General features: G+C 65.1%; 19 protein-coding genes. 5 read left to right on the plus strand and 14 right to left on the minus strand.

All coding sequences use genetic code 11. The features are described 5' to 3' along the window. Nucleotides 1–234: 234 nt before the first annotated feature. The 3 genes from ACWEBX_RS23570 to ACWEBX_RS23580 are packed head-to-tail and all read right to left on the minus strand — an operon-like array spanning nucleotide 235 to nucleotide 2,080. Nucleotides 235–432 carry a hypothetical protein gene (locus ACWEBX_RS23570; protein ID WP_451886789.1) on the minus strand — a complete coding sequence of 66 codons (198 nt, stop codon included), beginning with the start codon at nucleotides 430–432 and terminating at the stop codon, nucleotides 235–237. Next, nucleotides 429–1,730, minus strand: a complete 1,302-nt coding sequence (locus ACWEBX_RS23575) for an FtsK/SpoIIIE domain-containing protein (RefSeq protein ID WP_451886812.1) — start codon at nucleotides 1,728–1,730, stop codon at nucleotides 429–431. The genes ACWEBX_RS23570 and ACWEBX_RS23575 overlap by 4 nt, the downstream gene beginning before the upstream one ends. Next, nucleotides 1,730–2,080 carry an SCO3933 family regulatory protein gene (locus tag ACWEBX_RS23580; RefSeq protein WP_451886790.1) on the minus strand — a complete coding sequence of 117 codons (351 nt, stop codon included), beginning with the start codon at nucleotides 2,078–2,080 and terminating at the stop codon, nucleotides 1,730–1,732. Before ACWEBX_RS23580 ends, ACWEBX_RS23575 begins: the two co-directional genes overlap by 1 nt. 161 nt (nucleotides 2,081–2,241) lie before the next feature. Here ACWEBX_RS23580 and ACWEBX_RS23585 point away from each other — a divergent pair, with 161 nt between their 5' ends. Continuing rightward, nucleotides 2,242–2,997 carry a GntR family transcriptional regulator gene (locus ACWEBX_RS23585; RefSeq protein WP_451886791.1) on the plus strand — a complete coding sequence of 252 codons (756 nt, stop codon included), beginning with the start codon at nucleotides 2,242–2,244 and terminating at the stop codon, nucleotides 2,995–2,997. A gap of 431 nt (nucleotides 2,998–3,428) precedes the next feature. Here ACWEBX_RS23585 and ACWEBX_RS23590 read toward each other — a convergent pair whose 3' ends face one another. Both ACWEBX_RS23590 and ACWEBX_RS23595 read right to left on the minus strand, forming a co-directional pair. Continuing rightward, on the minus strand, nucleotides 3,429–3,725 hold the full coding sequence (locus tag ACWEBX_RS23590; protein WP_451886792.1) for a hypothetical protein: 297 nt from the start codon (nucleotides 3,723–3,725) through the stop codon (nucleotides 3,429–3,431). 326 nt (nucleotides 3,726–4,051) lie between these two features. Next, entirely contained in the window at nucleotides 4,052–4,591 is a 540-nt protein-coding gene (locus tag ACWEBX_RS23595) for an ATP-binding protein (RefSeq protein WP_451886793.1), read from the minus strand. 207 nt (nucleotides 4,592–4,798) lie between these two features. On the opposite strand from ACWEBX_RS23595, the gene ACWEBX_RS23600 reads away from it, so the two are divergent. Beyond that, nucleotides 4,799–6,172, plus strand: coding sequence for a sporulation protein (locus ACWEBX_RS23600; protein WP_451886794.1), 1,374 nt, complete (start codon nucleotides 4,799–4,801; stop codon nucleotides 6,170–6,172). 3 nt (nucleotides 6,173–6,175) lie between these two features. Here ACWEBX_RS23600 and ACWEBX_RS23605 read toward each other — a convergent pair whose 3' ends face one another. Beyond that, the gene (locus tag ACWEBX_RS23605) at nucleotides 6,176–7,090 is read right to left on the minus strand and encodes a phosphotransferase enzyme family protein (RefSeq protein WP_451886795.1); all 915 of its coding nucleotides are present in this window, start codon (nucleotides 7,088–7,090) and stop codon (nucleotides 6,176–6,178) included. Between the two features lie 497 nt (nucleotides 7,091–7,587). Between ACWEBX_RS23605 and ACWEBX_RS23610 the strand changes: the two genes are divergently transcribed. Together ACWEBX_RS23610 and ACWEBX_RS23615 are read left to right on the plus strand one after the other, a co-directional pair. Further along, nucleotides 7,588–8,916 carry an esterase/lipase family protein gene (locus ACWEBX_RS23610; RefSeq protein ID WP_451886796.1) on the plus strand — a complete coding sequence of 443 codons (1,329 nt, stop codon included), beginning with the start codon at nucleotides 7,588–7,590 and terminating at the stop codon, nucleotides 8,914–8,916. Then, the gene (locus tag ACWEBX_RS23615; RefSeq protein ID WP_451886797.1) at nucleotides 8,913–11,294 is read left to right on the plus strand and encodes a hypothetical protein; all 2,382 of its coding nucleotides are present in this window, start codon (nucleotides 8,913–8,915) and stop codon (nucleotides 11,292–11,294) included. Before ACWEBX_RS23610 ends, ACWEBX_RS23615 begins: the two co-directional genes overlap by 4 nt. Nucleotides 11,295–11,634: 340 nt before the next feature. Here the strand turns inward: ACWEBX_RS23615 and ACWEBX_RS23620 are convergent, their stop codons facing one another. Continuing rightward, nucleotides 11,635–12,606 (minus strand): hypothetical protein, encoded by a 972-nt coding sequence (locus tag ACWEBX_RS23620; protein WP_451886798.1) that lies wholly within the window; start codon nucleotides 12,604–12,606, stop codon nucleotides 11,635–11,637. 430 nt (nucleotides 12,607–13,036) lie between these two features. On the opposite strand from ACWEBX_RS23620, the gene ACWEBX_RS23625 reads away from it, so the two are divergent. Next, on the plus strand, nucleotides 13,037–13,504 hold the full coding sequence (locus ACWEBX_RS23625) for a hypothetical protein (protein WP_451886799.1): 468 nt from the start codon (nucleotides 13,037–13,039) through the stop codon (nucleotides 13,502–13,504). Nucleotides 13,505–13,958: 454 nt separating this feature from the next. On the opposite strand, the gene ACWEBX_RS23630 is transcribed toward ACWEBX_RS23625, so the two are convergent. The 7 genes from ACWEBX_RS23630 to mrdA form a co-directional block, all read right to left on the minus strand. Beyond that, nucleotides 13,959–14,609: a hypothetical protein gene (locus ACWEBX_RS23630; protein WP_451886813.1), complete on the minus strand. Its 651-nt coding sequence runs from the start codon at nucleotides 14,607–14,609 to the stop codon at nucleotides 13,959–13,961. Nucleotides 14,610–14,676: 67 nt separating this feature from the next. Beyond that, nucleotides 14,677–15,279 carry a DUF6461 domain-containing protein gene (locus ACWEBX_RS23635; protein WP_451886800.1) on the minus strand — a complete coding sequence of 201 codons (603 nt, stop codon included), beginning with the start codon at nucleotides 15,277–15,279 and terminating at the stop codon, nucleotides 14,677–14,679. 200 nt (nucleotides 15,280–15,479) lie between these two features. Beyond that, nucleotides 15,480–15,662, minus strand: a complete 183-nt coding sequence (locus ACWEBX_RS23640) for a hypothetical protein (RefSeq protein WP_451886801.1) — start codon at nucleotides 15,660–15,662, stop codon at nucleotides 15,480–15,482. A gap of 1 nt (nucleotide 15,663) precedes the next feature. Then, nucleotides 15,664–17,634 (minus strand): TIGR03960 family B12-binding radical SAM protein, encoded by a 1,971-nt coding sequence (locus ACWEBX_RS23645; RefSeq protein WP_451886802.1) that lies wholly within the window; start codon nucleotides 17,632–17,634, stop codon nucleotides 15,664–15,666. Between the two features lie 166 nt (nucleotides 17,635–17,800). Then, nucleotides 17,801–19,312, minus strand: coding sequence for a CYTH and CHAD domain-containing protein (locus ACWEBX_RS23650; protein WP_451886803.1), 1,512 nt, complete (start codon nucleotides 19,310–19,312; stop codon nucleotides 17,801–17,803). A 183-nt stretch (nucleotides 19,313–19,495) separates the two neighbouring features. Further along, on the minus strand, nucleotides 19,496–20,692 hold the full coding sequence (gene rodA, locus ACWEBX_RS23655; RefSeq protein ID WP_451886804.1) for a rod shape-determining protein RodA: 1,197 nt from the start codon (nucleotides 20,690–20,692) through the stop codon (nucleotides 19,496–19,498). 34 nt (nucleotides 20,693–20,726) lie between these two features. Next, nucleotides 20,727–22,985, minus strand: a complete 2,259-nt coding sequence (mrdA, locus tag ACWEBX_RS23660) for a penicillin-binding protein 2 (RefSeq protein ID WP_451886805.1) — start codon at nucleotides 22,983–22,985, stop codon at nucleotides 20,727–20,729. Nucleotides 22,986–23,099: the final 114 nt, after the last annotated feature.

The raw sequence follows: 23,099 nt of genomic DNA on the forward strand, positions 1-23,099 counted from the left end.
CCTTCCGGGGTGGGCCGCCGAGGCGGCACGGGTGGTGGTTGGTGGCGCGCTGTCGGTCACGGGGATCGCTCCCTTGTGTGGTTGGGCTGAGGTTGGCTGGGTCAGCGGATGGTTCCGGTGCCCCGGCAGACGCGGCAGCGCCGTGTCCGTCCGGTCCAGGTCTTGCGGGCTCCGTCGCCCTTGCAGTGCGGGCACCTCACGCGAGGCATAGGCATAGCCGTGCGTCCTTCCTGATCAGAAGTGGGCGAAGCCGGTGAGGATCCAGGTCATGAAGCCGTTGATGGTGAGGCTGACGGGGGTCTGGCCGAGGTACATGCCGAAGAGGGCGATGCAGGCCGCTTCCCAGATCCGTACGTCGCGGGAACGGACGAGGAGGAAGGTGATGACCCCGAAGAGCAACACGAGGGACACAGCCGTACCGGCACCGATCACTTGTCGTCTCCTTCCAGGACCGCGAGCGCTCCGCCGAGGCTGGGCACGTCGGGGGTCATAGCGGCGTACTTGCGCGTGATGGACACGGCCTCATCGGTGGGGGTGAGGTGGGACCGGGCGCGGCTCCAGCCGCCATCGGGTCCGGTGCACACCGCCACGCCCCGTTCCTGTGCGCTGATCGACTGGGCGACGGCCACGGCGTCCTTGTTCAGGTCCCCCAGCGCCATTTCGGCTGTGCCGGGGTCGTTGACGCGGTGGCAGATACGGCCGCCGAGCTGAGCGCGTAGCGCGGTGACGCCAGGGCCGAGGTCGGAGCCGACGCGTTGGCCGGCGACGACCAGGTGGATGCCGAGCGCGGCCCCGAGCTGTGCGAGGCGGAGCAGGAGCGTGGAGCACTGTTCCGCCTCGGCCTTGCCGTCGCGGGTGCCGTCGGAGAGGTACAGCTCCGCGATCTCGTCGACGATCACCACCACGGGTATGGGCCGCAGGTTCTCCGGGAGCTCCCAGATCGAGCGGGCTCCAGCCGTCCGGCACGCGCTCATCCGGTCCTGCATGTCGACCACCAGGGCCGAGAGCACCGCAACGGCCTCACGTCGGCAAGTGGCCAGTGCGCTCAACCGCCCGGCGAACAGGCCGAGTTCCATGCCGCCCTTGCAGTCGATGCCGACCAGGGCGACCCGCTGAGTGGCGAGTTGGGTGATCAGCCGGGCCAGCAGGGTGGACTTGCCCGACCGGGTGGCGCCGATGATCAACCAGTGCGGCACCAGGCGCAGGTTCATCACCCAGGCTCCGCCGCTCTCCAGGACGCCGATGAGCGCTGAGAGGAGTTCGACAGGAGCCGTGGCCAAGCCGGGCCGCTCCAACGGATCGCTGGCCGTCGCGGTCAGCAGCACTAGGCCCCGTTCCGGTGAGGTGACCCGGACCGCGTGGACCTTCCAGGCGTGCACCAGCGCGTCCGCCGCCTTCATGTACGTCGCGGGAGTCTGGCCCGCATGCAGACGCACGGCCACGGTCAGGCCGAGGCGATTCGCCCTGGGGAAGGAGCGCCGCGGAGTGAGCGGCCGCAGCGGATCGCCCTTGACGACCAGGTCCCCGAGAAGCCCGCGCGACGGACGGTGGGAGACGGCGAGGTCGTTGAGCAGAGCGACCTTGCGCCAGGTCAGCAGCACCCGGCACGTGGTGGCCGGGTAGCCGATCAAGTACCAGTGCCAGGCCGGGCGGCGCCGGCGCACCATCTCACCGACGACGAGCAACCAGGCCAGAACGGCTAGCGCGAGGGCGAGCAGGATCGGCCCCATCACGCGTCACCGCCCTTCGCATGTGCCGCGGAATTGCCGGGAACGGGGGTGATCGCGTCGGCCCGGAAACTGACGCCGTGCCGGTCCCCCATCGACCACATGAACGCGGTCAGTCCGGTGACCTTGACGATCTGTCCTTCGTCGATGCCCTTGGGCTGCCCGCTGACGGCGATCTCGATGACGGAGATCCGTCGTCCGTCCTGCCGCACGGTGACGGCGACGGTCCAGACCGGGTTGCCGTCCCGGTCCCTCTTCACCTCCTGGGTCTCGAAGTTGCTGATCTTCGCTTCGGGAGCGATGGCGCACCGCAGTACGCCCAGTCGTGCCGTGTCCACGGGAATGGACTGCATTGCATGGCCTCCTTGGCCAATCAGACGCCCGACATATTCAGACGTCACTTGTCCTTACGAGTTATGACTATGCGGCTCTGTACGGCGAGGGTGCAACTACTTATGCTGACGAGTGATGTCGCGCGTGCGACGTGCCTACGACCTCACCCGGAGATGCCGAGATGACAGAGATCCAGCGCCCCGGAGCCCTCTACCAGCAGGTCGCCGCCGCGATCCGCGAAGCGATCCTGGCCGGCGAGTACGAACCCGGCGGCCCGCTCCCCTCCGAGGCCCAGCTCATGGAGCGCTACAAGGTCTCGCGCCCGACCGTCCGCAACGCCGTCGCGGCTCTGCGCGCGGAAGGGCTCATCGACGTCCGCCACGGAAAGGGCAGCTTCGTACGCTCCGCCAGCGGCCCCGTCACCGCGATCCCCCGCCACATCGGCAAGACGCCCGCCGGGCATTTCAGGCTGTACGGCGTAGCCGTGTGGCAGCAGGCCGAGGAACCGCACACCTACCGCACGCACACCACCGAAGCCACGGCCCAGCTGCTGGGACTCCAGACAGAAGAGGCCCTGTTCGGTTGTGACCAGCTGCTCGCCGACCCGGACACCGGAGCGCGAGCGATGCTCCGGACCTTGATCCCCTTCGCCACCGTCGAAGCCGTATCCGATCTCGGCAAGAGGCCGGACGCCGCCCCCGCCGCGATCTACAGCATGCTGACGGCGGCGGGACACGAGCTGTGGTGGTCGGAGTCGGTAAGGGCCCGCATGCCGCTGCCTGACGAGCGCACCACGCTGCGCCTGCCGGACGCGACCCCGGTCCTGCACGTCTCCCGCGTCACCTGCGGCACCGACGACCAGGCCCTGGTCCTCGAAGAGCTCCGCATCGGAGCAGCCCGCACCGAACTCACCTACCGGATCGACGCCGACAACTAGCCCGCGCGGCGCGCCAGCGGCCAGGAGCCGATGGCGATCGGTCGAAACAGCCTTCACTTCCTCAAGGGCGCGCCTACGGCGCGCCGGGCAGCCCGGCCGCCCCGGCCGGGCGTGCGGCGTGGCCGCCGGTCCCGTCCGGTCGCCCGACTGCCCGCACCACAGCACGCCCAAGGAGTCGAGGCATCGACCCACCGTTGTCGGCCGGGGCCCACGGGGCTGGGGGTCGCCGGCCACCGAGACTTTAGACAGCTCCCATGGGGCGAGCCTCGAAGAACAGGGGGCCGATCGGGCTATTGCGGGCAGCTCCAAGGACTGCCCGATCCGCTGGCGAGCGTAAGGCCCCCTGTTCACTCGCCCCATGGCAGCTACCGTCCAAAGTCTCAGCGACCGACGACGTGCCCACGCGCGCGACTCACCAGCCAGAGGACACCTCACGCCGCACCGCCGTCGCCGCCCGAGATCCCCTCGATGAACCCGGAGAGCCGGTCCACCGAATCGAGCCGGCCTGCCACCCGCACCACGCCCCGCCCGCTCTCATCCGTCGAGGCGACGGCCCTCACCTGCGACAGCTCGAACCCTGCCCCGAGCAGTGCCCGGTTGAGCCGGTCCGCAGCATCCCGCGCCGCACGCCATCCCGCGATGTAGTCAACTCCGGGCACCCACAGACCGCAGTCCGCGCCCTCGATGTCGAGACCGTCGCCCAACCGATCCTCGCCCGAGCCAGTCACCTTGCCCACCTCTGCCCTGATCTAGGTAATGGTTCGTCAACTTCCTTTGGCCCAGGGCAGAACACAGCGCAACGGCCCCGGTACCATCAGGCACCGGGGACCGCCGCGTCCCCTCCCGGACCACCCCAGTTGCTTGCCGGCGCGGGGGTGGTCCGGTCTCGGTATGAGGTTGTGAAGCGCGGCCCCTCAGCTCGGGAGGGGAGCTCCCGGGATGATCCGAGGAGCCGCGCCCCGTACGGCCGAAGCGGGTCAGACTCCGGCCGGCGTCCGGACCGCCGCTTACTCCCGATCGCGTGAGAGTGGGCAGGCGTGCGGCCCGGAGATCTCTACGTAGCGCTGTCGAGGTCGAACCGGACCCACACGGTCTTGCCTCCAAGACCCTTTGGCGACCACCACACCGCGTCGGCCAGTCGCTGAATGATCAGCAGCCCCCGTCCTTGGTCGGGCAGCAACGCCTCGGAGAAGTCGCCCACCAGCTCGGGCGAGACGAACTCTCGGGCCGGGAGATCGGGCGGGGTGGAGTCTTCGTCGGCGACGCCGATGAACAGCCATCCGGGCCACGCCTTCACCAGCACGTCGATTCGCCGCGCGGCACCGGGCTGTGTCAGGCAGTCGTCTGGCACCGCGTGGTGCACGACGTTGCCGACCAGCTCGGAGACGACGAGTCGGGCGTCGTCGACCATGTGGTCGAGCCCCCAGTCTTGGAGACAGGCGCCCACCATGTTGCGGGCGGCGTACGCGGTGCTGGCGGTCTCGTCGAAAAGCGTCAGTGCCCGGAAGTGACCCGCCGATGGATCCTGCACCGCGTCACGCAGCGGGACCGCACGCGGGGTGTTCGCTCTCCGTTTGCTCTGCCGGGCATCCATTGCGTCCCCTGCCACCTGCCGACGGGCCCTGTAGCCCGTCGCTCCGTGCAGAACAGTGAACGGCGCGGCTCACAGAACCGGGAGCGTTCACCCGGGGGTTCACGTGAACACCGGCAAATGCAAAGGGGGTTCACCGATGAACCCCCCAATGTCAGAGCCCTGTGCCACGATGAATGCTCGCTGTCATTCTCGGGTTGGCAGGGGAGCATGAGCCGAGAGCCAAACGCACAGTTGATCGCGGTCATGACCGAAGCGAATGTCTCCAACAAGGGACTTGCCAAGCGGATGCAGGACGCCGCAGCCCGGCACGGAACGAGTCTCGGGACGACACACGTCGCCGTGCAGCGTTGGCGAGACGGCGCGGGCATCCAGCCCCCGACGGCGGCCATCATGGCGGACGTTCTCAGTTCCAAGCTGAATCGCCGCATCACGCCCGCCGATCTCGGATTCTTCGCCCGGATCGAACAGGCGACACCGCAGCCGATCGGCTACCCGGGCACCGTGTCCGACGTGCTGTCCATGCTTGACGGACTCGCCGACGAGCGGGTCGAAGCCGTCACCCCCGACCACCTGGCGGTCGGGGACACCGATCTCAACTCGGCGGTCCTGTCATGGATGATCGCGCGCCCCGACGGCGTCGAGGCCGACAGGCCCGCCCACCAACGCATCGGCATGCGCGACGTGCGGGCCATCCGAGACGCGGCCAGCATGTTCATGCAGCTCGACTTCAAGTACGGCGGAGGCCACGGCCACAAGGCCCTCCGCCACTACTTCCGCCAGGAAGTCTTACCGCTCCTGGAGGCCAACTACAGCGAAAAGGTCGGCACCGCGCTATTCGGCGCCGCTGCCGAGGTATCGCAACTGCTCGCGTGGACCGCGTACGACACCGGAAACCAGCGTCTCGCCCACCGCTACCTGACGTCGACACTGCGCCTGTCACAGGTCATCGACGACCGCATGTTCGGCGCCCGCATCCTCGGCAACCTCAGCCACCAGGCGAACTACCTGGGCAACCACGCCCAGGCTATCCAGCTCGCGCGCGCCGCAGTCGAAGGCGCCAAGGGCAGGGCCACGCCGCGGGCCATGGCGAACTACTCAGCCATGGAAGCCCGCGCCCTGGCCAACGGAGGAGACCCGATCGGCGCCGGCCGGGCGATGAACGAAGCGGAACGCCACTTCGAGCACGCCGACACCGCCGACGACCCCGCGTGGCTCGACTACTTCGACTCCGCGGAACTCATGGGCGAACTCTGCCACTGCTTCCGCGACCTCAAGATGCGCCGCGAATCCGTCGAGGCAGCGCAACGCGCGGTCGATAAAACCGACCCGAAGTACGCCCGCACCCTGGGGTTCTGCCGCATGGTGCTCGCCCAAAGCCACCTGCTGAACGGCGAACTGGAAGCCGCCGTCACGACAGCCAGTCTGGCCGTGGACGGCGGGGACACCCTCCAGTCCTCCCGCTTCCAGCGCTACGTAACCGAATTCCAAACCGAAGTCAGCATCTACGTGGCGAACCCAGTCGTGGCAGCCTTCAACGACCAGGTTCACGACGCCCTCGCCCGCTTGGACGACGACGAGTAGCAGCTACGAGGGACGCCAGTCCCGAGGCCCGTCGTCATTACGCAGCCCAGCGATACGCCTGCGATACTCGGCCGCCGTCCGCTCGTCCTCCTGCACGTTCTGCATCAGCCACGTCGTCATGCCGAACTCCTGCAACCCGCGCAGCGTCTCGTACCCATGCCACTCGTACAGATCCCGCCCGTAGGCCCGCACGAAGTCGGCGTACTGCTCGCCGGTCTGCCACCCAAGACTGTGGTGCTCGACGGCGGTAACCATCAGGTCCCACTCAGGATGATCGAAGGAGAAAACCTCGAAGTCGATCAAGAGCACTTGCCCTTGTTCGTCCACGATGAGGTTCTGCACGTGAGCGTCACCGTGCACGGGCCCCTTGGGCGTCTCGAACCGCAGCTCTTCGAACTTGTCCCGCAGCTCTCGCCACCGTTTCCGCAGGAAGGCCCGGTCATCCCCAGGAATCACGGCCCGATCGATCCTCAACTCCTGCTTAGCAAAAGGATCGAACGGGGGTAGCTCCAAGCCAGCCGGCAGCGTCAAGGAGTGCAGGTCCCGCAGGATCGCGCCCAGCTCCCCGTACGTCGCCTTGCGATCCGCCTCCTCGATCAGGTGCCAGAACGTCACAGGGTGCCCGCCGACCACGAGCGGCTGCTCCAGGTCCTCAACGACCCGCGCAGCGGGAAACCCTTCCGCTGCCAGCCACCGCGCCACAGCCACCTCGTTGCGCGATTTCGGCAACCACTCTTCCCCGCGGGCCACCCGCACGATCACCGGTACGGACGCCAGCCGGAACAACGCGTTCTCTCCGAGGCGAATCAACTCCGCGCCTCTGTCGTTGAGCCCAGCAGCCCGGCACGCGGCAATCATCACCCGCGTCGCCCCCGCCGAGGTGAACCCCTCTTCAGACCGAGCACCATCGCCCGCCATGCCCGCACCAGCTCCCCTAGTAGCGCGCGATCAGTTGGCACACGACTTTGGGTGACCACCCCAAGTGCACCAGTACCGACTCCGACCGTACCCAGCCCAGAGCCATCAAGACGAAGTGGGCTTCAATGGAACGGCTGTCAAGCCGCTCATAGCCCGTCCAAGCGCGCCGCCCAAGCCTGGGCAATGAAGGTGCGGGCATATGAGCGTGGTTCAGGGCTGACACGTGCGGACGTCCGGTGAGCGACCTCACTGGTCTTGGTGATGTACCCCCTGCTTCCTTGCTGCCGTCCGCAGGACCTAGTCGGCCCATAGTCCGCTGAGACATCGATGACACATGCACGTCGACGAACCCGGTGCGCACCGGCCCAACAGCGTTGGTCACTCCACGACGCCTGGACAGCATCTGACTACCTGTCAGGCCTACCTGCTGTGTCCATCGTGGTGGACGAGCCCAGAAGGCTGTAGCGTGCCTGCCGACTGAGTCTGCAGGGGGCCTGTTGATCAACCGTCTATCTCAACCAACGTATCGCGAGCAGAAGTTTGACTCCTCGGGCGTAAACCTGCACACACGGGCTACAGGAACCTCGCGCGAGGTCATCGTGTTCGTCCATGGCCTCGGAGGTGGCGGGTACGCCACCTGGCAAGAAATGCCGCAAATGATGTTTGAAGGCATTCATGGATCACCTGTAGATGTTGCGATATTCGATTACCGCAGCGGCCTGCGCTCCTGGAAGCGTGGCGGCGCAAATCTGAGTGCGCCGATTTCGCGCCTCAAATCGGCACTCCAGGATCTCTCAGATGAATATAAATATGAGTCTATCTATATCGCAGCCCACAGCCTGGGTGGCATCATTGCCGAATCTGCAATTCAGAAATTGTTCCACGGCCTGAACAAGAGCCCTGTCACCTCCCTCGCTGCCGTAATCCTGTTCGCTTCGCCACGAGCAGGATCCGGATGGGCAGATTTTCGCGCATTTCGAGAGACTAGATGGCTGAAGAGGTTCTCGGATCACGTAACAGATGCTGAAGAGCACTTCTCCAGCCACATCGAGGGACGCGCGTCACCAGCGGCGGACCTATCGAGATTCTTCCTTCCTCATTACGCTTGCGTCGCCTCAGACGACCTTTTTGTCAGCAGGTTCAGTGCCGAAGTCGGCATTCCCAGCAGTCAATGCCTTCCGCTTGAGGGTTCTCACACGTCTGTCGTGAAGCCAAACAGGGAAGACTATCCGCAGGTTCGATGGTTGCACCGGATCATCAAAGATGTGACCACACTGCGTGCGTACGCACGCACTAGGTTGGCACAGGCCGGCCGATCGTCATCTACCGTAATCGTTTCAGAATTGCGAGCAGGTGTTCACGGAACTGACTGGGAAGAGATTTACAACGAAGTCCGTAAGGAGTTGAGCACAGACTCCATTTCCGTCGAAGACAAACAATCACATCCCGACGGACCCGTTGATATTCTCATTACCGTCCGACCGGCAGAAGTTGTTTTTCAGGAAAATTCTCCAGCACAAGCCCCCATCCTAAGGGTCTATGCTGAATACATCGGGAGAAAGGGTGGACTCTTCGTAGGAATTTGCACGGTTGGAGAGTCTTGGAAAAGTGCCAGCGATTTGATCACGCAGTGGCTGCCTGGAGATCTGGAAAGAGGTTTCTACGTCACAGGGGCCACTAATGACGCTGGCGTCTATACAGTAATTACAAAGTGGATCCGAGCCGCTATTCAGCGCAATTCTCTTATGCAGAGCGGTTCTCGAATCGACCGTGTACTCGACCTCGCGCCAGACCCCTATGAGATTCCGGAGAGGAAACTGCTATGAACCTGGCGTGGATTGTCGCCGTAATGCGTCCGCTCTACATCGCCCCTCACCCAAACTTCAGCGACCCGGACTACGATACGAAACCCTATGCCCAGCTGGCTGCACTCGTGTCCGGGAATCCCTACCGTTCTCGCTACGCGGTCCAAGATGAGGATAATTCTGGCTTCGATCGAGGTGTGCTCAATGCCGAGATGAGCCTAACAACAGTTGGCCTTCGGGCTGGGCTAGATGGACTCGTGGGAGAGGTGCTCTCGGGCGAATCGGGCGACCAGGCTCGAATTTGTGCACTCGGTCTTCTTGCCTGCTGTGCTGCTGCAGAACTGGACGACTACAAGACCTGCGACAGAATTCTGAAACAGCTTCTAAATACAACAACTGATGACGCACCTGAATCAAAACTACTGCGGGTCGCTATCTTGCAGCAGCAGAGCCTTCGCCTTCGTGACTCGGGCAGGGAACACAGTTCTCAATCCGCAGAAGCGCTGGAGCTACTAGCTGATCTTGCCGACCGCACTTTCCCGAGCTTTCCGATGAGCCCAGGAGCACCCGCTGGCCCGTCCGAGACGATTCAGAGCATCATCGTTGCCTTGCGTCAGGCGACGTGGAGTCTCGCGCCTATTCCCCATCTACTTGATGGTCGGGAGCAGCTCCCGGCCGATTTCCCCACCTGGCAAGAGGTGGTACGCACGGCTAGGTCTAACCCGGCCCTTGAGATTCATCGCTTGAGGGCAACCGAGTACGCGAAGTTCGTCGAAGACTCATTCAAGCAAATGTTTCGTAGCCAGACCAAGACAATTGGTGGTCGAGGGGCGGCCACACTCTTCTATGCCGCTCTACACTTTGAGCTTCTGGGCGATTCATCCGTTTACGGATTGCGTGAGGAAAGTGCCCTCATGAAGCTCGTGCAAGCCATGAACACTGCACGGGCAGATACGAATGAGGTTGCAGACGCTCTGCGCCTATTGAGGCATTCAGGCGCTAAGTCAGAAATTGACCTCGCGATTGAGCGAGTTCGCGCTACTGGCCCTTTGGCAGCCTTGAAAAAGGATGCTGGGCAGATCATCCGAAATCGCTCCGAACCTCGGATGATGCGAGCTGCCGAGTTGCGCATGCTCCGTGGGGCTGCTGACCTCATGACTCAGGCTGAAGCGCACAAGGCTTTGGAAGAAGTGCGTCGAGTCATCGATGCCGGCGGTGCGCACACCCCTCCCGGTTCTCGGCAACTTGACGTGGTAAGGCTTGAACCGGCTTGGCTAGCCGCCGCTCACTTGGCGAACACTGCTGGGGAAAACGAGTTGGTCTTTGAACTGCTGCTCCAGGCTGCCCTGGCTAGTCGGCAGGGTGACGAACTATGGGACAAAGCTGTCGGCCGCGCTCTGCGAAACCTTGACTTGGAGAACGTCTCCTCGGAGACACACTCGCGGTGGCGGGCATTCTTTGAGTCGAACCCTTCACATATGCTTGCCACTCGAAATGTATATGAAGCGCTAGTGCGCCAGGAGGTAGTCCCGGATGAGAATCCCCTTGAAGACCTAGATTCCGTCGCCAATAGAGTTAATTCCGCTATTTCTGGCATCATGATGAGCGACGCGGAAATTTCGGCGTCAATCACCATCGTGAGCGCGTCACTGGCACAAATCCGGCAGCAGGCCGCGCAAGGGGTGTGGAGTTTCCGGTCTCTTGATGCAGCAGATGTGGCTGCCGCGTTGATTATCTTTGCTAACGCGCGGGATATGTGGAGTGACCTGTGTCTTTTCCTTACTGATCCGCGCTTGCAGCGATCCGACAAGAGTACGGCCTTCGATCGCCTGGCGTTTAAATCGGTAGAACTTCCCCCTGAGGTGGAAGCGACATTCCGGCGAGAACGACAAGTTCTGCTCGAAAGCCCATCCGACTTTGAGGAAGGGTCAATAACTCCGTACCCATCGGCACTGCGTTTCCTTGCCGGTCACGGCATCATTGCAGAGCCTGAAGCCTTCTCTTTGATTGCACAGTTGTCGGGGAGCAGGGATCCCGAAGCCCGTGAAGAGGCATCTCGTACCGTAGCCGTGCTTGCGTCTTCTGTAGCCACCCCATGGTTGCTTGCTCAGGCTATGCAGCTTAGCCACGACTCTGAGCCGAGGGTTAGGGCACACGCGGCTAGAGCACTTGCCTTGTTCTTCTCGTCGACATCAGACTTCAAGCAATCCGCACAGAGGCGATTGATCGAGCTCATGGCTGAAGAGGGGACACTCGTGCCGCTTCTGGTTATGCGTCAGATGAGGCAAAGTGAGAATGTCGCGCCGTCGGCAAAGCGCGTGATCGGAACACTTGCGGAAGATCACCCTTCGCGAACAGTTCGCCAAGAGGCCAGCCTTCTGCTGGCTGACGACCGATAGAGGGTGAAGTTCTTTACCGCAAGAGCGGGGTACCCACGGCAATTTGATGGCAGTTTGCTGCTAGCCAAGAAGTTCGTCAGACTTCTTCCCTAAGTAGATGAGCGGCTTACCATGGCTCAGCTCGCCAATCCCGCTAGACGCAGTATGGCTTGCCTAGCTCGGGAGACATGCACCACGAATTACCCGGCGATTCCGTGAGATCCGCTGGCGGATAGCTCCGCGCGTCAGGCGTCACGTGACGAGGCCCTCTCAATCCCGCGTTCTTAACCGTAAGAGGCAGAAGTTCCTCGTTCGTCGGGCCTATTTGTATAACCGTGTCCATCTACGGACGCGGCAGGTACTAGAACGGAGGGTCAGGCGACCAATTCGATGCAGCTTCCCCAGCCGGCGCAGTGCCCTCGTTTCCCGGGATCGGCAGGTTCGTGACAACGAAGAGGTCCAAAATGTCATCCCGGTCCATGAAGATGAGCTGGCGGCGCCGAGAGGCATCCAGGTGTTCGCCAATCCAGGCTCGGGCCTGCTTCGTGATCTCCCCACCAGCAACGATGTAAGCGTGATCCACCAGAACTCGCTTGTTGAGTTCCGGATCAAAAATCGGGTGATCAAGCATCATGAGCGTCTGGTTCAGAATCTCTGCAACGTTAGTGTTCCCCTTCTTGGGGTATCCGGCGGCATCGAGCTTGTCTTTCTTCACCTGGATCCCGAAGTACAGCACATGCTGCGTAGGCAGAACATACTTCATCCAGATGTCTTTGCCGTACTCTAGCGCCTTGTCTCGGTGCCCGGCTGCGGTAATCCGTTGATATCCAAGCTGCCGAAATAGTGGCAGCAGAACCTGCTCGATGATCTCATCTTCCGACGCTGTACCAAGGAAGAGAACCAACTGCATGCGCCGCTTACGTTCTTCCGGGCTCAGTGGACGGTGCGGGTTAATCTTTTGCGTCGATACGGTGTTGGTTGCGACGTGCCGCAGATGACATTGTCCGTCCTCGCCGTAGAACGCCTGGTAACCATCGCGCGCCAAAGATGCATTCAACACTGCAAGCGCCTTCACCCTTGATGGGCCTTCGTTCCGCGCATCCGCACGATCCATCAAGCGAGCAATGACCCTAGAGAATACATCAGGCAGCGAATTGGCTCCAGATCTCGGTTCTTTGAGAATTTCAGTCAGAGACTCATACACCCAGATGGCTCGTGTTGAGCCATCGTGCTGGTAGTCCGTCTCAACGTCCTGAAAGAACTCGGTGAGGTACATGCTGCTGCGGTATTCAAAATAGTTCTCAGAATCCACCGCACCGTTGCCACAGATCATCTCTGCAAGGTCTCGGATCGTGCGCCGCCTGAGTTCCAATGCCGCCCCCCAGCATGCGTCCCAAAGGTGCACTCACTGTACAGGCGGCCACCGACTGTGAGCTCTGGCAGGGGAGTTCTCGGCGTCTCCCCACAGACACTCCTGCGACCTGATCTACGTGCCGAGAGCCTTGAGGACGGCAGCTGTTTCTGCCTGGCCGCCGTCCTTCAGAGCCTTCACGAGGCGCCTCACCTCAGTGTTCGAGTCCATTGGGTCGGAGCGCTTGTGACCGCCAGAGGCAGCAACTCCGGGCGCCGACTGAGCAAGCCCCCGGCCCTTGGGCGGTACCCGGCGGGTGCTCGACGCGAAGACGGCATGTTGTAGCCTCAGCGCGCTGACCAGCGGGGTCGTCCCAGAACCGGTCCCGATGCTGGCCCTTCGGAGGGGTGACGTGATCAAGCGAGTACAGAAGATTTCCGGGGCGACCTTGGCGGCAATCGTCGTCTTGTCCGCGTGTAGTGGTACCAAGCCCAAGGAAGTGACGTCCTCCCCGAGGCCGACATCGAGCTCCAGCAGCGAGGCCAGCACGCCCAAGCCTCGGAAGGACAGCGGCAAGGCTGATGCCGCGCTCACCGATAGCTGGGGTTCCTCTCGCGCATCCATGAGCTCGGACGCCGAAGGCATAGTCATACTCCACATCGATGGCCCGCGGGTCGAACTGATCGGGTCTCACCGCTGTCAAGGCAAGGTGGCCAAGGAAGACGGGCTGAACGTCATCAGGCTCAAATGCGATGACGGCAACACCGACCGAACTGTTGGACGGGTGTACGGGCTCTCGGCGAAGACCATGACCGTTGACTGGGAGGGATTCGGGGCCGACATGTTCCTGCGTGCTACGCACGCAACTGGTTCGGCCTGAGCTGACGAGTCAAGCCGTCGGTCCGCGGATTCGCTCCCCGGCGAACAGCAACGAGCTCCCCTTCCCTGTCAGCAAGGGGAGCTCGCAGGGTCGTACATGTCACGCAGAAGCCGATCCGGTCCTCAGACTCGCTCCACCTCGGAAACGATGTGCAGCGAAGCCTCAGGGCCCGGCAGCGGCGTCCGGAGGGGCACTGGCGGCGCCGACGGGCGAGGCGTCGAGACGCCGACCGCGGACAGTGCAGTCGTCACCTCGTCCTCGCTAGCCCCCGCCAGCGCCTCCATCACCCGATCGAGTGCCCCGCTCACGTCAGTGAGAGTGACCGCTCGACGTCGGCGTCGAGCCCGCGTTCTTGACCGTCAGAGGCAGCAACTTCGTGCCGGTCGGGCCGATTTGTATGGCCGTGTCCATCTGCGGACAGGCGACCGTCCACGACCATGCCCAGGCGATCGACTCAGTTAGCCGCGTGGTTCTCTGCGTTGGGATCGCCAGCGTCTCGCATGAGCCCGTACATGCGCTTCTTGAACTCACGGCTGAGCGGTTCGCTGTGGACATCCACTCCATCATCTGGCGTGAAGTTCCAGTTGAAACCGATAGTGCCCTGCCGTCCGGTCCTCTGGGTGACCGTGACACCGAGGCCGTCCTGGAGAAGTTCGATTCGATGCGTGGCCACGGTTCTGTCGGGAACGCGCGTGAAGAGTTCGGGGCCGACTTCGGAGCGGCCGTTCCGCTGGTATGGCATCAGCGCGATGGACCGGTCGCCCCAGAGATGGACCATAATGATCTTGGCCATCGGGCCAAGCATGGCGTACTGAAGAGCGGCAGACACATCGTTCCGTGCTGGCGGCGATGTATAGCCGACACGGTCGATGTCATCGAACGCGAAGCGGTCGAACATCCGACTGGCTCCGTTGGGTACGAGGTAGAGAGCCCTGTCGGAAACCACGACGTCGACGCGGATACCTCGGCCGCCGAGAAGTTGACCAAGGTCGCTGCTGGTACGGCAGATGTCGAAGGCGATGAGCTGCTCATCCTGTTCCATACGCGCGGCAAGTCTTCGTGCCGCGCGGGACAGAGCCCGGCGATTTAGGAATTCCTTGAGCATTGGGCGAATGTAGGGCACGCCTGCTTACCACGAACAGAGCCGTGCGAGAACGGACTGATCACCTTTGTCACGGGGTCCATGCCAACGCCGGATCCTCGAACAGCGTGCTGGGCAAGGCCAGGCGCACGGTTCGGAGTTTTGTGTCGACCCATGCGGGGTCCACCGGCACGCCGATGGTGCGTTCCATCAGCGCGAGGGATTCGGCGCACAGGGTTTCCATGTGGAAGGAGACACCTGCAGCCCACGCTGGCAGACCTGGGTCAGGTCCCATCGCGGCTGCATCCAGCAGATCGAACGGGTCAAACATGCCGTCCACCCGTCCATCGGCAGCGTGCATGACCTGGTAGCGAGCGTTGATGTCTCGGTAGACGCTGAAGAACTCCCCGCCATCAGCTGAGGCTCGCCTGGCGATCTCCGGAATGCTTCCGCGGTATCCCCACTCGACAGCCACGACGTGTGTCTCGGCGGTGACCACACGAAGCAATTCGGAACGTTGGTTCGCCTGCTCGCGTGCGGCCTCGGCGAACGTCATCAATCGCGACACCTCCGCGTCTCCCCCGAACGCTCGGATCACCTCGTCCTCGGTCCTGCCGGCGATCACGGAGAAGGTGTAAGCCTCCAGCTCATCCCCATCAGCCCACGCGTACTGGGCAACCAGGTCCTCCCACACCGTGGCATCCCCCTGAAGTTGAGCCCGTCATCATCGTGGCGCAGCACTGTACAGAACCGTCGGCTTGGCGACTTTGGCCGGGAGCTGCTCCCGCACCGTGCCCGTGGGGTTACTCGGCCACGAACCTCAACGAGCTCCCTTCCCGTTCAGGAAAGAGAGCTCGCAGAGTCGTACACGTCGCGCGGAAGCCAATCCGGGCCTCAGACCCACTCCACCTCAGAAACGATGTGCAGCGAGGCCTCAGGGCCCGGCAGGGGCGTCCGGAGGGGTGCCGGCGACGACGGGCGCGGGGGCGAGACGCCGGCCGCGGACAGTGCCGCCGTCACCTCGTCCTCGCTCGCGCCCACCAGCGCCTCCATCACCCGATCGAGTGCCCCGCTCACGTCAGTGAGAGTGACCGGTCGATGCCGGCGCCGGACCCGCGTTCTTGACCGTCAGAGGCAGCAGCTTCTTGCCGGTCGGGCCGATTTGTATGGCCGTGTCCATCTGCGGGCACACGCCGCAGTCGAAGCACGGGGTCCAGCGGCAGTCCTCGACCTCTGTCTCGTCGAGGGAGTCCTGCCAGTCCTCCCAGAGCCAGTCCTTGTCGAGGCCCGAGTCCAGGTGGTCCCAGGGCAGGACCTCCTCGTAGGTGCGCTCGCGGGTGGTGTACCAGTCGACGTCGACGCCGAAGGGGACGAGGGCCTTGTCGGCGCAGGCCATCCAGCGGTCGTACGAGAAGTGCTCGCGCCAGCCGTCGAAGCGGCCGCCGTCCTCGTAGACCGCGCGGATGACGGAGCCGATGCGGCGGTCTCCGCGCGAGAGCAGGCCCTCGACGATGCCGGGCTTGCCGTCGTGGTACCGGAAGCCGATCGAGCGGCCGTACTTCTTGTCACCGCGGATCTTGTCGCGGAGCTTCGTGAGGCGGGCGTCCGTGTCCTCGGCGGAGAGCTGCGGCGCCCACTGGAAGGGGGTGTGCGGCTTGGGGACGAAACCGCCGATGGACACCGTGCAGCGGATGTCGTTCTGGCCGGAGACCTTGCGGCCCTCGGCGATCACGTTCATCGCCATGTCGGCGATCTGCATGACGTCCTCGTCCGTCTCCGTCGGCAGGCCGCACATGAAGTACAGCTTCACCTGGCGCCAGCCGTTGCCGTAGGCGGTGGAGACGGTCCGGATCAGGTCCTCTTCCGAGACCATCTTGTTGATGACCTTGCGCATGCGCTCGGAGCCGCCCTCGGGGGCGAAGGTCAGGCCCGAACGCCGGCCGTTGCGGGTCAGTTCGTTGGCGAGGTCGACGTTAAAGGCGTCCACGCGGGTCGAGGGGAGGGAGAGGCCGATCTTGTCCTCTTCGTACCGGTCGGCCAGGCCCTTGGCGATGTCGCCGATCTCCGAGTGGTCCGCGGAGGACAGGGAGAGGAGGCCGACCTCCTCGAAACCCGTCGCCTTCAGGCCCTTCTCGACCATCTCGCCGATGCCCGTGATGGAGCGCTCGCGCACCGGGCGGGTGATCATGCCCGCCTGGCAGAAGCGGCAGCCGCGCGTACAGCCGCGGAAGATCTCCACGGACATGCGCTCGTGCACCGTCTCGGCCAGGGGGACGAGGGGCTGCTTGGGGTAGGGCCACTCGTCCAGGTCCATGACCGTGTGCTTGGACACGCGCCACGGGACGCCCGACTTGTTGGGCACGACACGGGCGATACGGCCGTCGGAGAGGTACTCGACGTCGTAGAACGCCGGGATGTAGACGTTGCCCGTCTTCGCCAGGCGGAAGAGGACCTCCTCACGGCCTCCCGGGCGGCCCTCCGCCTTCCAGGCGCGGATGATCTCCGTCATGTCGAGGACGGCCTGCTCGCCGTCACCGATGATCGCCGCGTCGATGAAGTCGGCGATCGGCTCGGGGTTGAAGGCCGCGTGGCCGCCCGCGAGGACGATCGGGTCGTCGAGCGTACGGTTCCTGGACTCCAGCGGGATGCCGGCCAGGTCCAGGGCCGTGAGCATGTTGGTGTAGCCCAGCTCCGTGGAGAAGGACAGGCCGAACACGTCGAAGGCCTTCACCGGGCGGTGGCTGTCCACGGTGAACTGCGGGACCCGGTGCTCGCGCATCAGTTCCTCGAGGTCCGGCCAGACGCTGTACGTGCGCTCGGCGAGGACGCCCTCGCGCTCGTTCAGCACCTCGTACAGGATCATGACGCCCTGGTTGGGCAGGCCGACCTCGTAGGCGTCGGGGTACATCAGGGCCCAGCGGACGTCAGACGTCTCCCAGGGCTTGACCGTGGAATTGAGCTCTCCGCCGACGTACTGGATCGGCTTCTGCACATGCGGGAGCAGAGCTTCGAGCTGTGGGAAGACCGACACGGCGGTTTCGGCAGGCATCTCGCGAACCTTCGTGAGCTGATGGTGGGGGTGACCATCTAGCGTAACGCGACCGGAGGGGCGCGCCGCACCGCCGGACGGGCTCCGGGCCCCGGTGGCCTCCCGGCACCCCCTCCGGCCTGCGGCGACGCCGTCAGACGGCCGTCGGACCACCGTCAGACCGCCGTCAGACCGCCGTCTGCGCCTCGATCGCCTCCCAGGCCCCCGGCAGGGCCGCCTCGGCCGCCGCGGCGCGTTGTTCCTCGCGGCCGTAGAGCACCCCGTACGTGAACGAGCTCTCCCTCGCCGCGTGGGCCAGGGCGGCCAGCTCCCGCAGGGCTTCCCGGGTCATCACGCTGTCCTGGTGGTCGCCGAGGAGGCCCTGCAGCGACTTCATCGACTTGACCAGGCCGGCGGCCGGTCCGCCCAGGGCCGGAGCCGCGGCCTCGGCGGCGTAGCGGGTGCGCTTGGCCTTCTTGCGGGCTTCGTGCATGGCGTGGTCGCGGTCGGCGCCCGGCGGCCGGTCGAGGGCCTGCTCGACGAGGTCGGAGACCTTTCCGAAGTCCTTGCGGACGGCCTTGGCGATCACCTTCGCGGGGTCGCCGCCGGCCGCCTTGAGCAACGGGGGGTCGGTCACGAGCGCGTCGAGCGCGGTCAGCAGGGCCAGGTACCGCTTTCCGTCCAGGACGGCGATCAGGCGGCGCCGGGAGCCGCCGTGGCGGGCGTGTGCCCAGGTGCGAAGCCGGGTGCGGACGGGTCCGGAGAGCAGGGTGCGGGGCAATTGGCCGAGGGATTCGGTGAGCCGCTCGGTGAGGACTTCCTGGTCGCGGTCGACGCCGAGCTCGCCGGCCAGCCATTTCAGCTCGTCGCCGATCGGGTCGGTGACGGCGCGGTCGAGGATCTTCCCGTACGAGCGGAAGGTGCTGCGCATCCGGCGGGTGGCGACGCGCAGGCTGTGGACGGAGTCGGGGAGGTCGCGGCGGACGGCGGGATCGAGTTCGACGATGGCGTCGTACTGGGCGCGGAGGTAGCCGAGGACGTGGTCGCCCGCGGTGGCCGGGTCCTTCCGGGGAGCGGGCTTCCTGGCGCGTTTGCCGGTCGTGTCGAGCGCTCTCGCGAGTTTGGACGAGGCGGCGGAGCGGCTCAGGCCGGCCTTGCGGAGTTTCTTCTCGACCTTGTCGAGGAAGGCGGGGTCGCCGTCGTCGGCGAGTTCCACCTCGAGCTCGGTCCACGCGGCGGTGCCCTTGCCCCCGCCGAGCCGGTCCGCGCGGACCCGGTCGAGGCTGACCTCGGCGAGCAGGGCGCCGGAGCCGTCGACGAGATGGCGGATGTCACGGGCGGAGCGCAGGCGTACGAGGGGGACGAGTTCGGCGTCGCGTACGCGGGAGCGGACGAGTCCGGCGATGGCGCGGGGCACGGTGTCGGAGAGGGGGGCCTGGATCTCGTCGCGCACGCCCTCGGAGACGGGGAGTTTCAGGTGCCAGCCGGCGTCGTCGCCGCCGGTGCGGCGGCGCAGGGTGAGGGAGGCGGCGGCGAGACGCTGGTCGGGCGTGTCGTAGTAGGTGGCGTCGAGTTCGGCGACACCTTTGTCGACGACGCCCGCGACACCCGGGACTCCGGTCAGGTCGGGCATGTCGGTGCCGCCCTCGGCGGCCGGACCTTCGTACTTACGCTCGATCTCGCGCTTCGTGTCCGCCATGAACCGAATCTAGACGCGTTTGCGGGCCGTGGGCAGTACCCAATCGGTCCGGCTTGGCCGGAGCACGCCTTTTCCCGTTGGGCCGGGTGTCACCTCGTGTCCTCCGAGGCGCCACCCGGCCGTCGGCCGACGAGCCCGCCGCCGCTGCCGCCGGGCGGACGGGAAGGGTCGGACACGACCTGGCTAGGCCGACATCGGGCGTTGCACCCTGATCGACTGCAGGAGGCCGATCGCGACCCAGACCGCGAACATGGAGGAGCCTCCGTAGGACACGAACGGTAGGGGCAGACCGGCGACCGGCATGATCCCGAGGGTCATGCCGATGTTCTCGAAGGACTGGAACGCGAACCAGGCGATGATCCCGGCGGCGACGATCGTGCCGTACAGCTCGGTCGTCTCGCGGGCGATGCGGCAGGCGCGCCACAGGATGATGCCGAGGAGCAGCAGGATCAGGCCCGCGCCCACGAAGCCCAGTTCCTCGCCCGCGACGGTGAAGACGAAGTCCGTCTGCTGCTCGGGGACGAACTGGCCGGTCGTCTGCGAGCCGTGGCCGAGGCCGGTGCCGAAGAGGCCGCCGGAACCGATGGCGATGCGGGCCTGGTTGGTGTTGTAGCCGACGCCCGCCGGGTCGAGGTCGGGGTTGGCGAAGGCCGCGAAGCGGTTGATCTGGTACTCGTCGAGGACGTGCAGCCGCCAGGCGGCGACCGCTCCGAGGGCGCCCGCGCCGATGAGGCCGAACACCCAGCGGTTGGAGGCGCCGGAGGAGAGCAGCACGCCGAGCACGATGACGACCGCGACCATGATCGTGCCGAGGTCGGGCATGAGCAGCACGATCATCATCGGGACGGCCGCGAGACCCAGTGCCTGCACCACCGTGCGGTGGTCCGGGTACTGCTTGTCGCCCGCGTCGACCCGGGTGGCCAGCAGCATCGCCATGCCGAGGATGATCGTGATCTTGATGAACTCGGCGGGCTGGAGCGAGAGTCCGCCGGCGACGAGCCAATTGCGCTGGCCGTTGATCGTCGCGCCGAGCGGGGTCAGCACGAGCAGGATCATGAAAACCGACATGCCGTACAGGATCGGTACGGCCGTGCGCAGGGTGCGGTGGCCGAGCCAGATCGTGCCGATCATCAGGCCGAAGCCGATGCCGGTGTTCATCATGTGGCGGAGCAGGAAGTAGTACGGGTCGCCCTGGTTGATCTCGGTGCGGTTGCGGGTCGCCGAGTAGACGAGGGCCGAGCCGATCGCCGAGAGCGCGACGGCCGACAGCAGTATCGGCCAGTCGAGCCTCCGGGCGATCGAGTCGCGGGCGAGCAGGCGTGTCCAGCCCGCGCGCTCGGGTCCGTACCGGGAGACGGAGAAGTTGTTGGCTCCGGTCATGTCAGGATCCTCAGTACCTTGGTCGCCGCCCTCGTCATGTCAGGATCCTCTTCCCCCGCCCCTTCGGCGGGTGGGCCTTACGCCGTCGGGTGACACGGTTGCCGCCGGTGGGCGAGGCGGTGGTACCGGCGGGCAGGTTCGGGTCGGGGGTGGCGTCCTTGGGGGCCTGGCTGGCCTGCTGGTCCTTGGCCGGGTCCTTGGAGATACGGCCCGACTCGATCGTGCCGTCGGTCTGGACCTTCGGCAGGCCCTTCTGCGGGGTCGGCAGGAGGCCGTTCTTCTTGTTGATGGTGCCGTCGGCGGAGACGCCGTAGAGCGCGTTGTAGATCTTGCGCACGGCCTCACCGGACGCTCCCGAACCCGTACCGGCCTGGGAGATCGTCATGATGATCGTGTAGTCCTTGGAGTACGTGGCGAGCCAGGACGTCGTCTGCTTGCCGTAGACCTCCGCGGTACCGGTCTTGGCGTGCAGCGGGATCTCGTCCTGCGGCCAGCCGCCGAACTTCCAGGCCGCGGTACCGCGGGTGACGACGCCCGCGAAGGCCTCGTTCATGCCCTTGAGCGTGGCCTTGCTGACCGGCAGCTTGCCGTTGGCCTTCGGCTTGATCTCCTGGACGGTCCTGCCGTCGGCGCTGACGATCGCCTTGCCGATGGTCGGCTCGTACAGGGTGCCGCCGTTGGAGACCGCGGAGTAGATGGCGGCTTCCTGGATGGGCGTGACGAGGGTGTCACCCTGGCCGATGGAGTAGTTGATCGAGTCGCCCTCGCGCATCTTGTTGCCTTCGAGGCAGTTCTCGTACTCGATCCGCTGGACGTAGGAGCCGTTCTTCTTGCCGGTCTTGCACCAGGCGTCCTTGTTGGCCTTCCAGTAGTTCAGCTTCCAGTCGCGGTCCGGGACGCGGCCGGTGACCTCGTTGGGGAGGTCGATGCCGGTCGTCTGACCGAGTCCGAACTGGTGGGCGGTCTTGTAGAAGTAGTCCTTGGGCTTCTTCTTCGGGTTGATCCCGCCGTCCCTCTTCCACTCGTTGTCGGCGAGTCCGTAGAAGACGGTGTCGCAGGAGACCTCCAGCGCCCGGCCGAGGGAGATCGGGCCGAAGCTCTCTCCCTCGAAGTTCTTGAAGACCTGGCTGCCGACGGAGTACGAGCTGGTGCACGGGTAGTGCCCGTCGAAGGCGTATCCGGCCTGGACCGCGGCGGCGGTGGAGACCACCTTGAACGTCGATCCGGGCGCCGACTGACCCTGTATGGCGCGGTTCAGGAGCGGGTAGTTGGACTTCTTGCCGGTGAGCGCGGTGTAGTCCTTGCCGGAGATGCCGCCGACCCAGGCGTTCGGGTCGTACGTCGGCTGGGACGCCATGGCGACGACACGGCCGGTCTTGGCCTCCATGACCACGACGGCGCCGGAGTCGGCCTTGTAGTTCTCGCCGGTGATCTTGTCGAACTGGGTCCGGGCGACCTTCATCGCGTAGTCCAGCTCGTACTCGGCGACGCGCTGGACGCGGGCGTCGATGCTGGTGACGAGGTTGGCGCCGGGTTCGGCCTTGTCGCTCTTGGCCTTGCCGATGACCCGGCCGAGGTTGTCGACCTCGTAGCGGGTGACGCCGGCCTTGCCGCGCAGGGCCTTGTCGTACTGGCGCTCCAGCCCGGAGCGGCCGACCTGGTCGGAGCGCAGGTAGGGCGAGTCGGTGTCCTTGGCCTGGGTGATCTCGTCGTCGGTGACGGGCGAGAGGTAGCCGAGCACCTGCGCGGTGTTGGCCTTGCCGGGGGCCGCGTAACGGCGCACGGCCTCCGGCTCGGCGGTGATGCCGGGGAAGTCCTCGGAGCGCTCGCGGATCTGCAGGGCCTGGCGCGCGGTGGCCTTGTCGGTGATGGGGATCGGCTGGTAGGGCGAGCCGTTCCAGCACGGCTGCGGCGTCTTGGCGTCGCAGAGGCGGACCTTCTGGATGACGTCGTTGGGCTTGAGGCCGAGTACACCGGCGAGCTTGGTGAGGACGGCCTTCCCGTCGTCCGCCATCTTCATCAGGTCCGTGCGCGAGGCGGAGACCACGAGGCGGGTCTCGTTGTCGGCGATCGGCACACCCCGCGCGTCGAGGATCGAGCCGCGCACGGCGGGCTGGACGACCTGCTGGACGTGGTTGCCGGAGGCTTCCTTGGCGTACTCGTTGCCGTTGCGGATCTGGAGGAACCAGAGGCGTCCGCCCAGGGTGCCGAGGAGGGAGAGTACGAGAATCTGGATGACGACGAGACGGATCTGGACCCGTGGAGTCCGGCCGGTCTCCGGGATATTGGTCACTGCTGCTGCCTCCCCCTCTCAGTGTGTGTACGAGTCATACGAGTACACGGCGAACCTGTGCGTGGTGACACCGCGGCCGGTCAAGTCCCGTGACGTCCGGGACGCTTGGGCCGG

The sequence above is a fragment of the Streptomyces sp. NPDC005070 genome, from assembly GCF_053600395.1.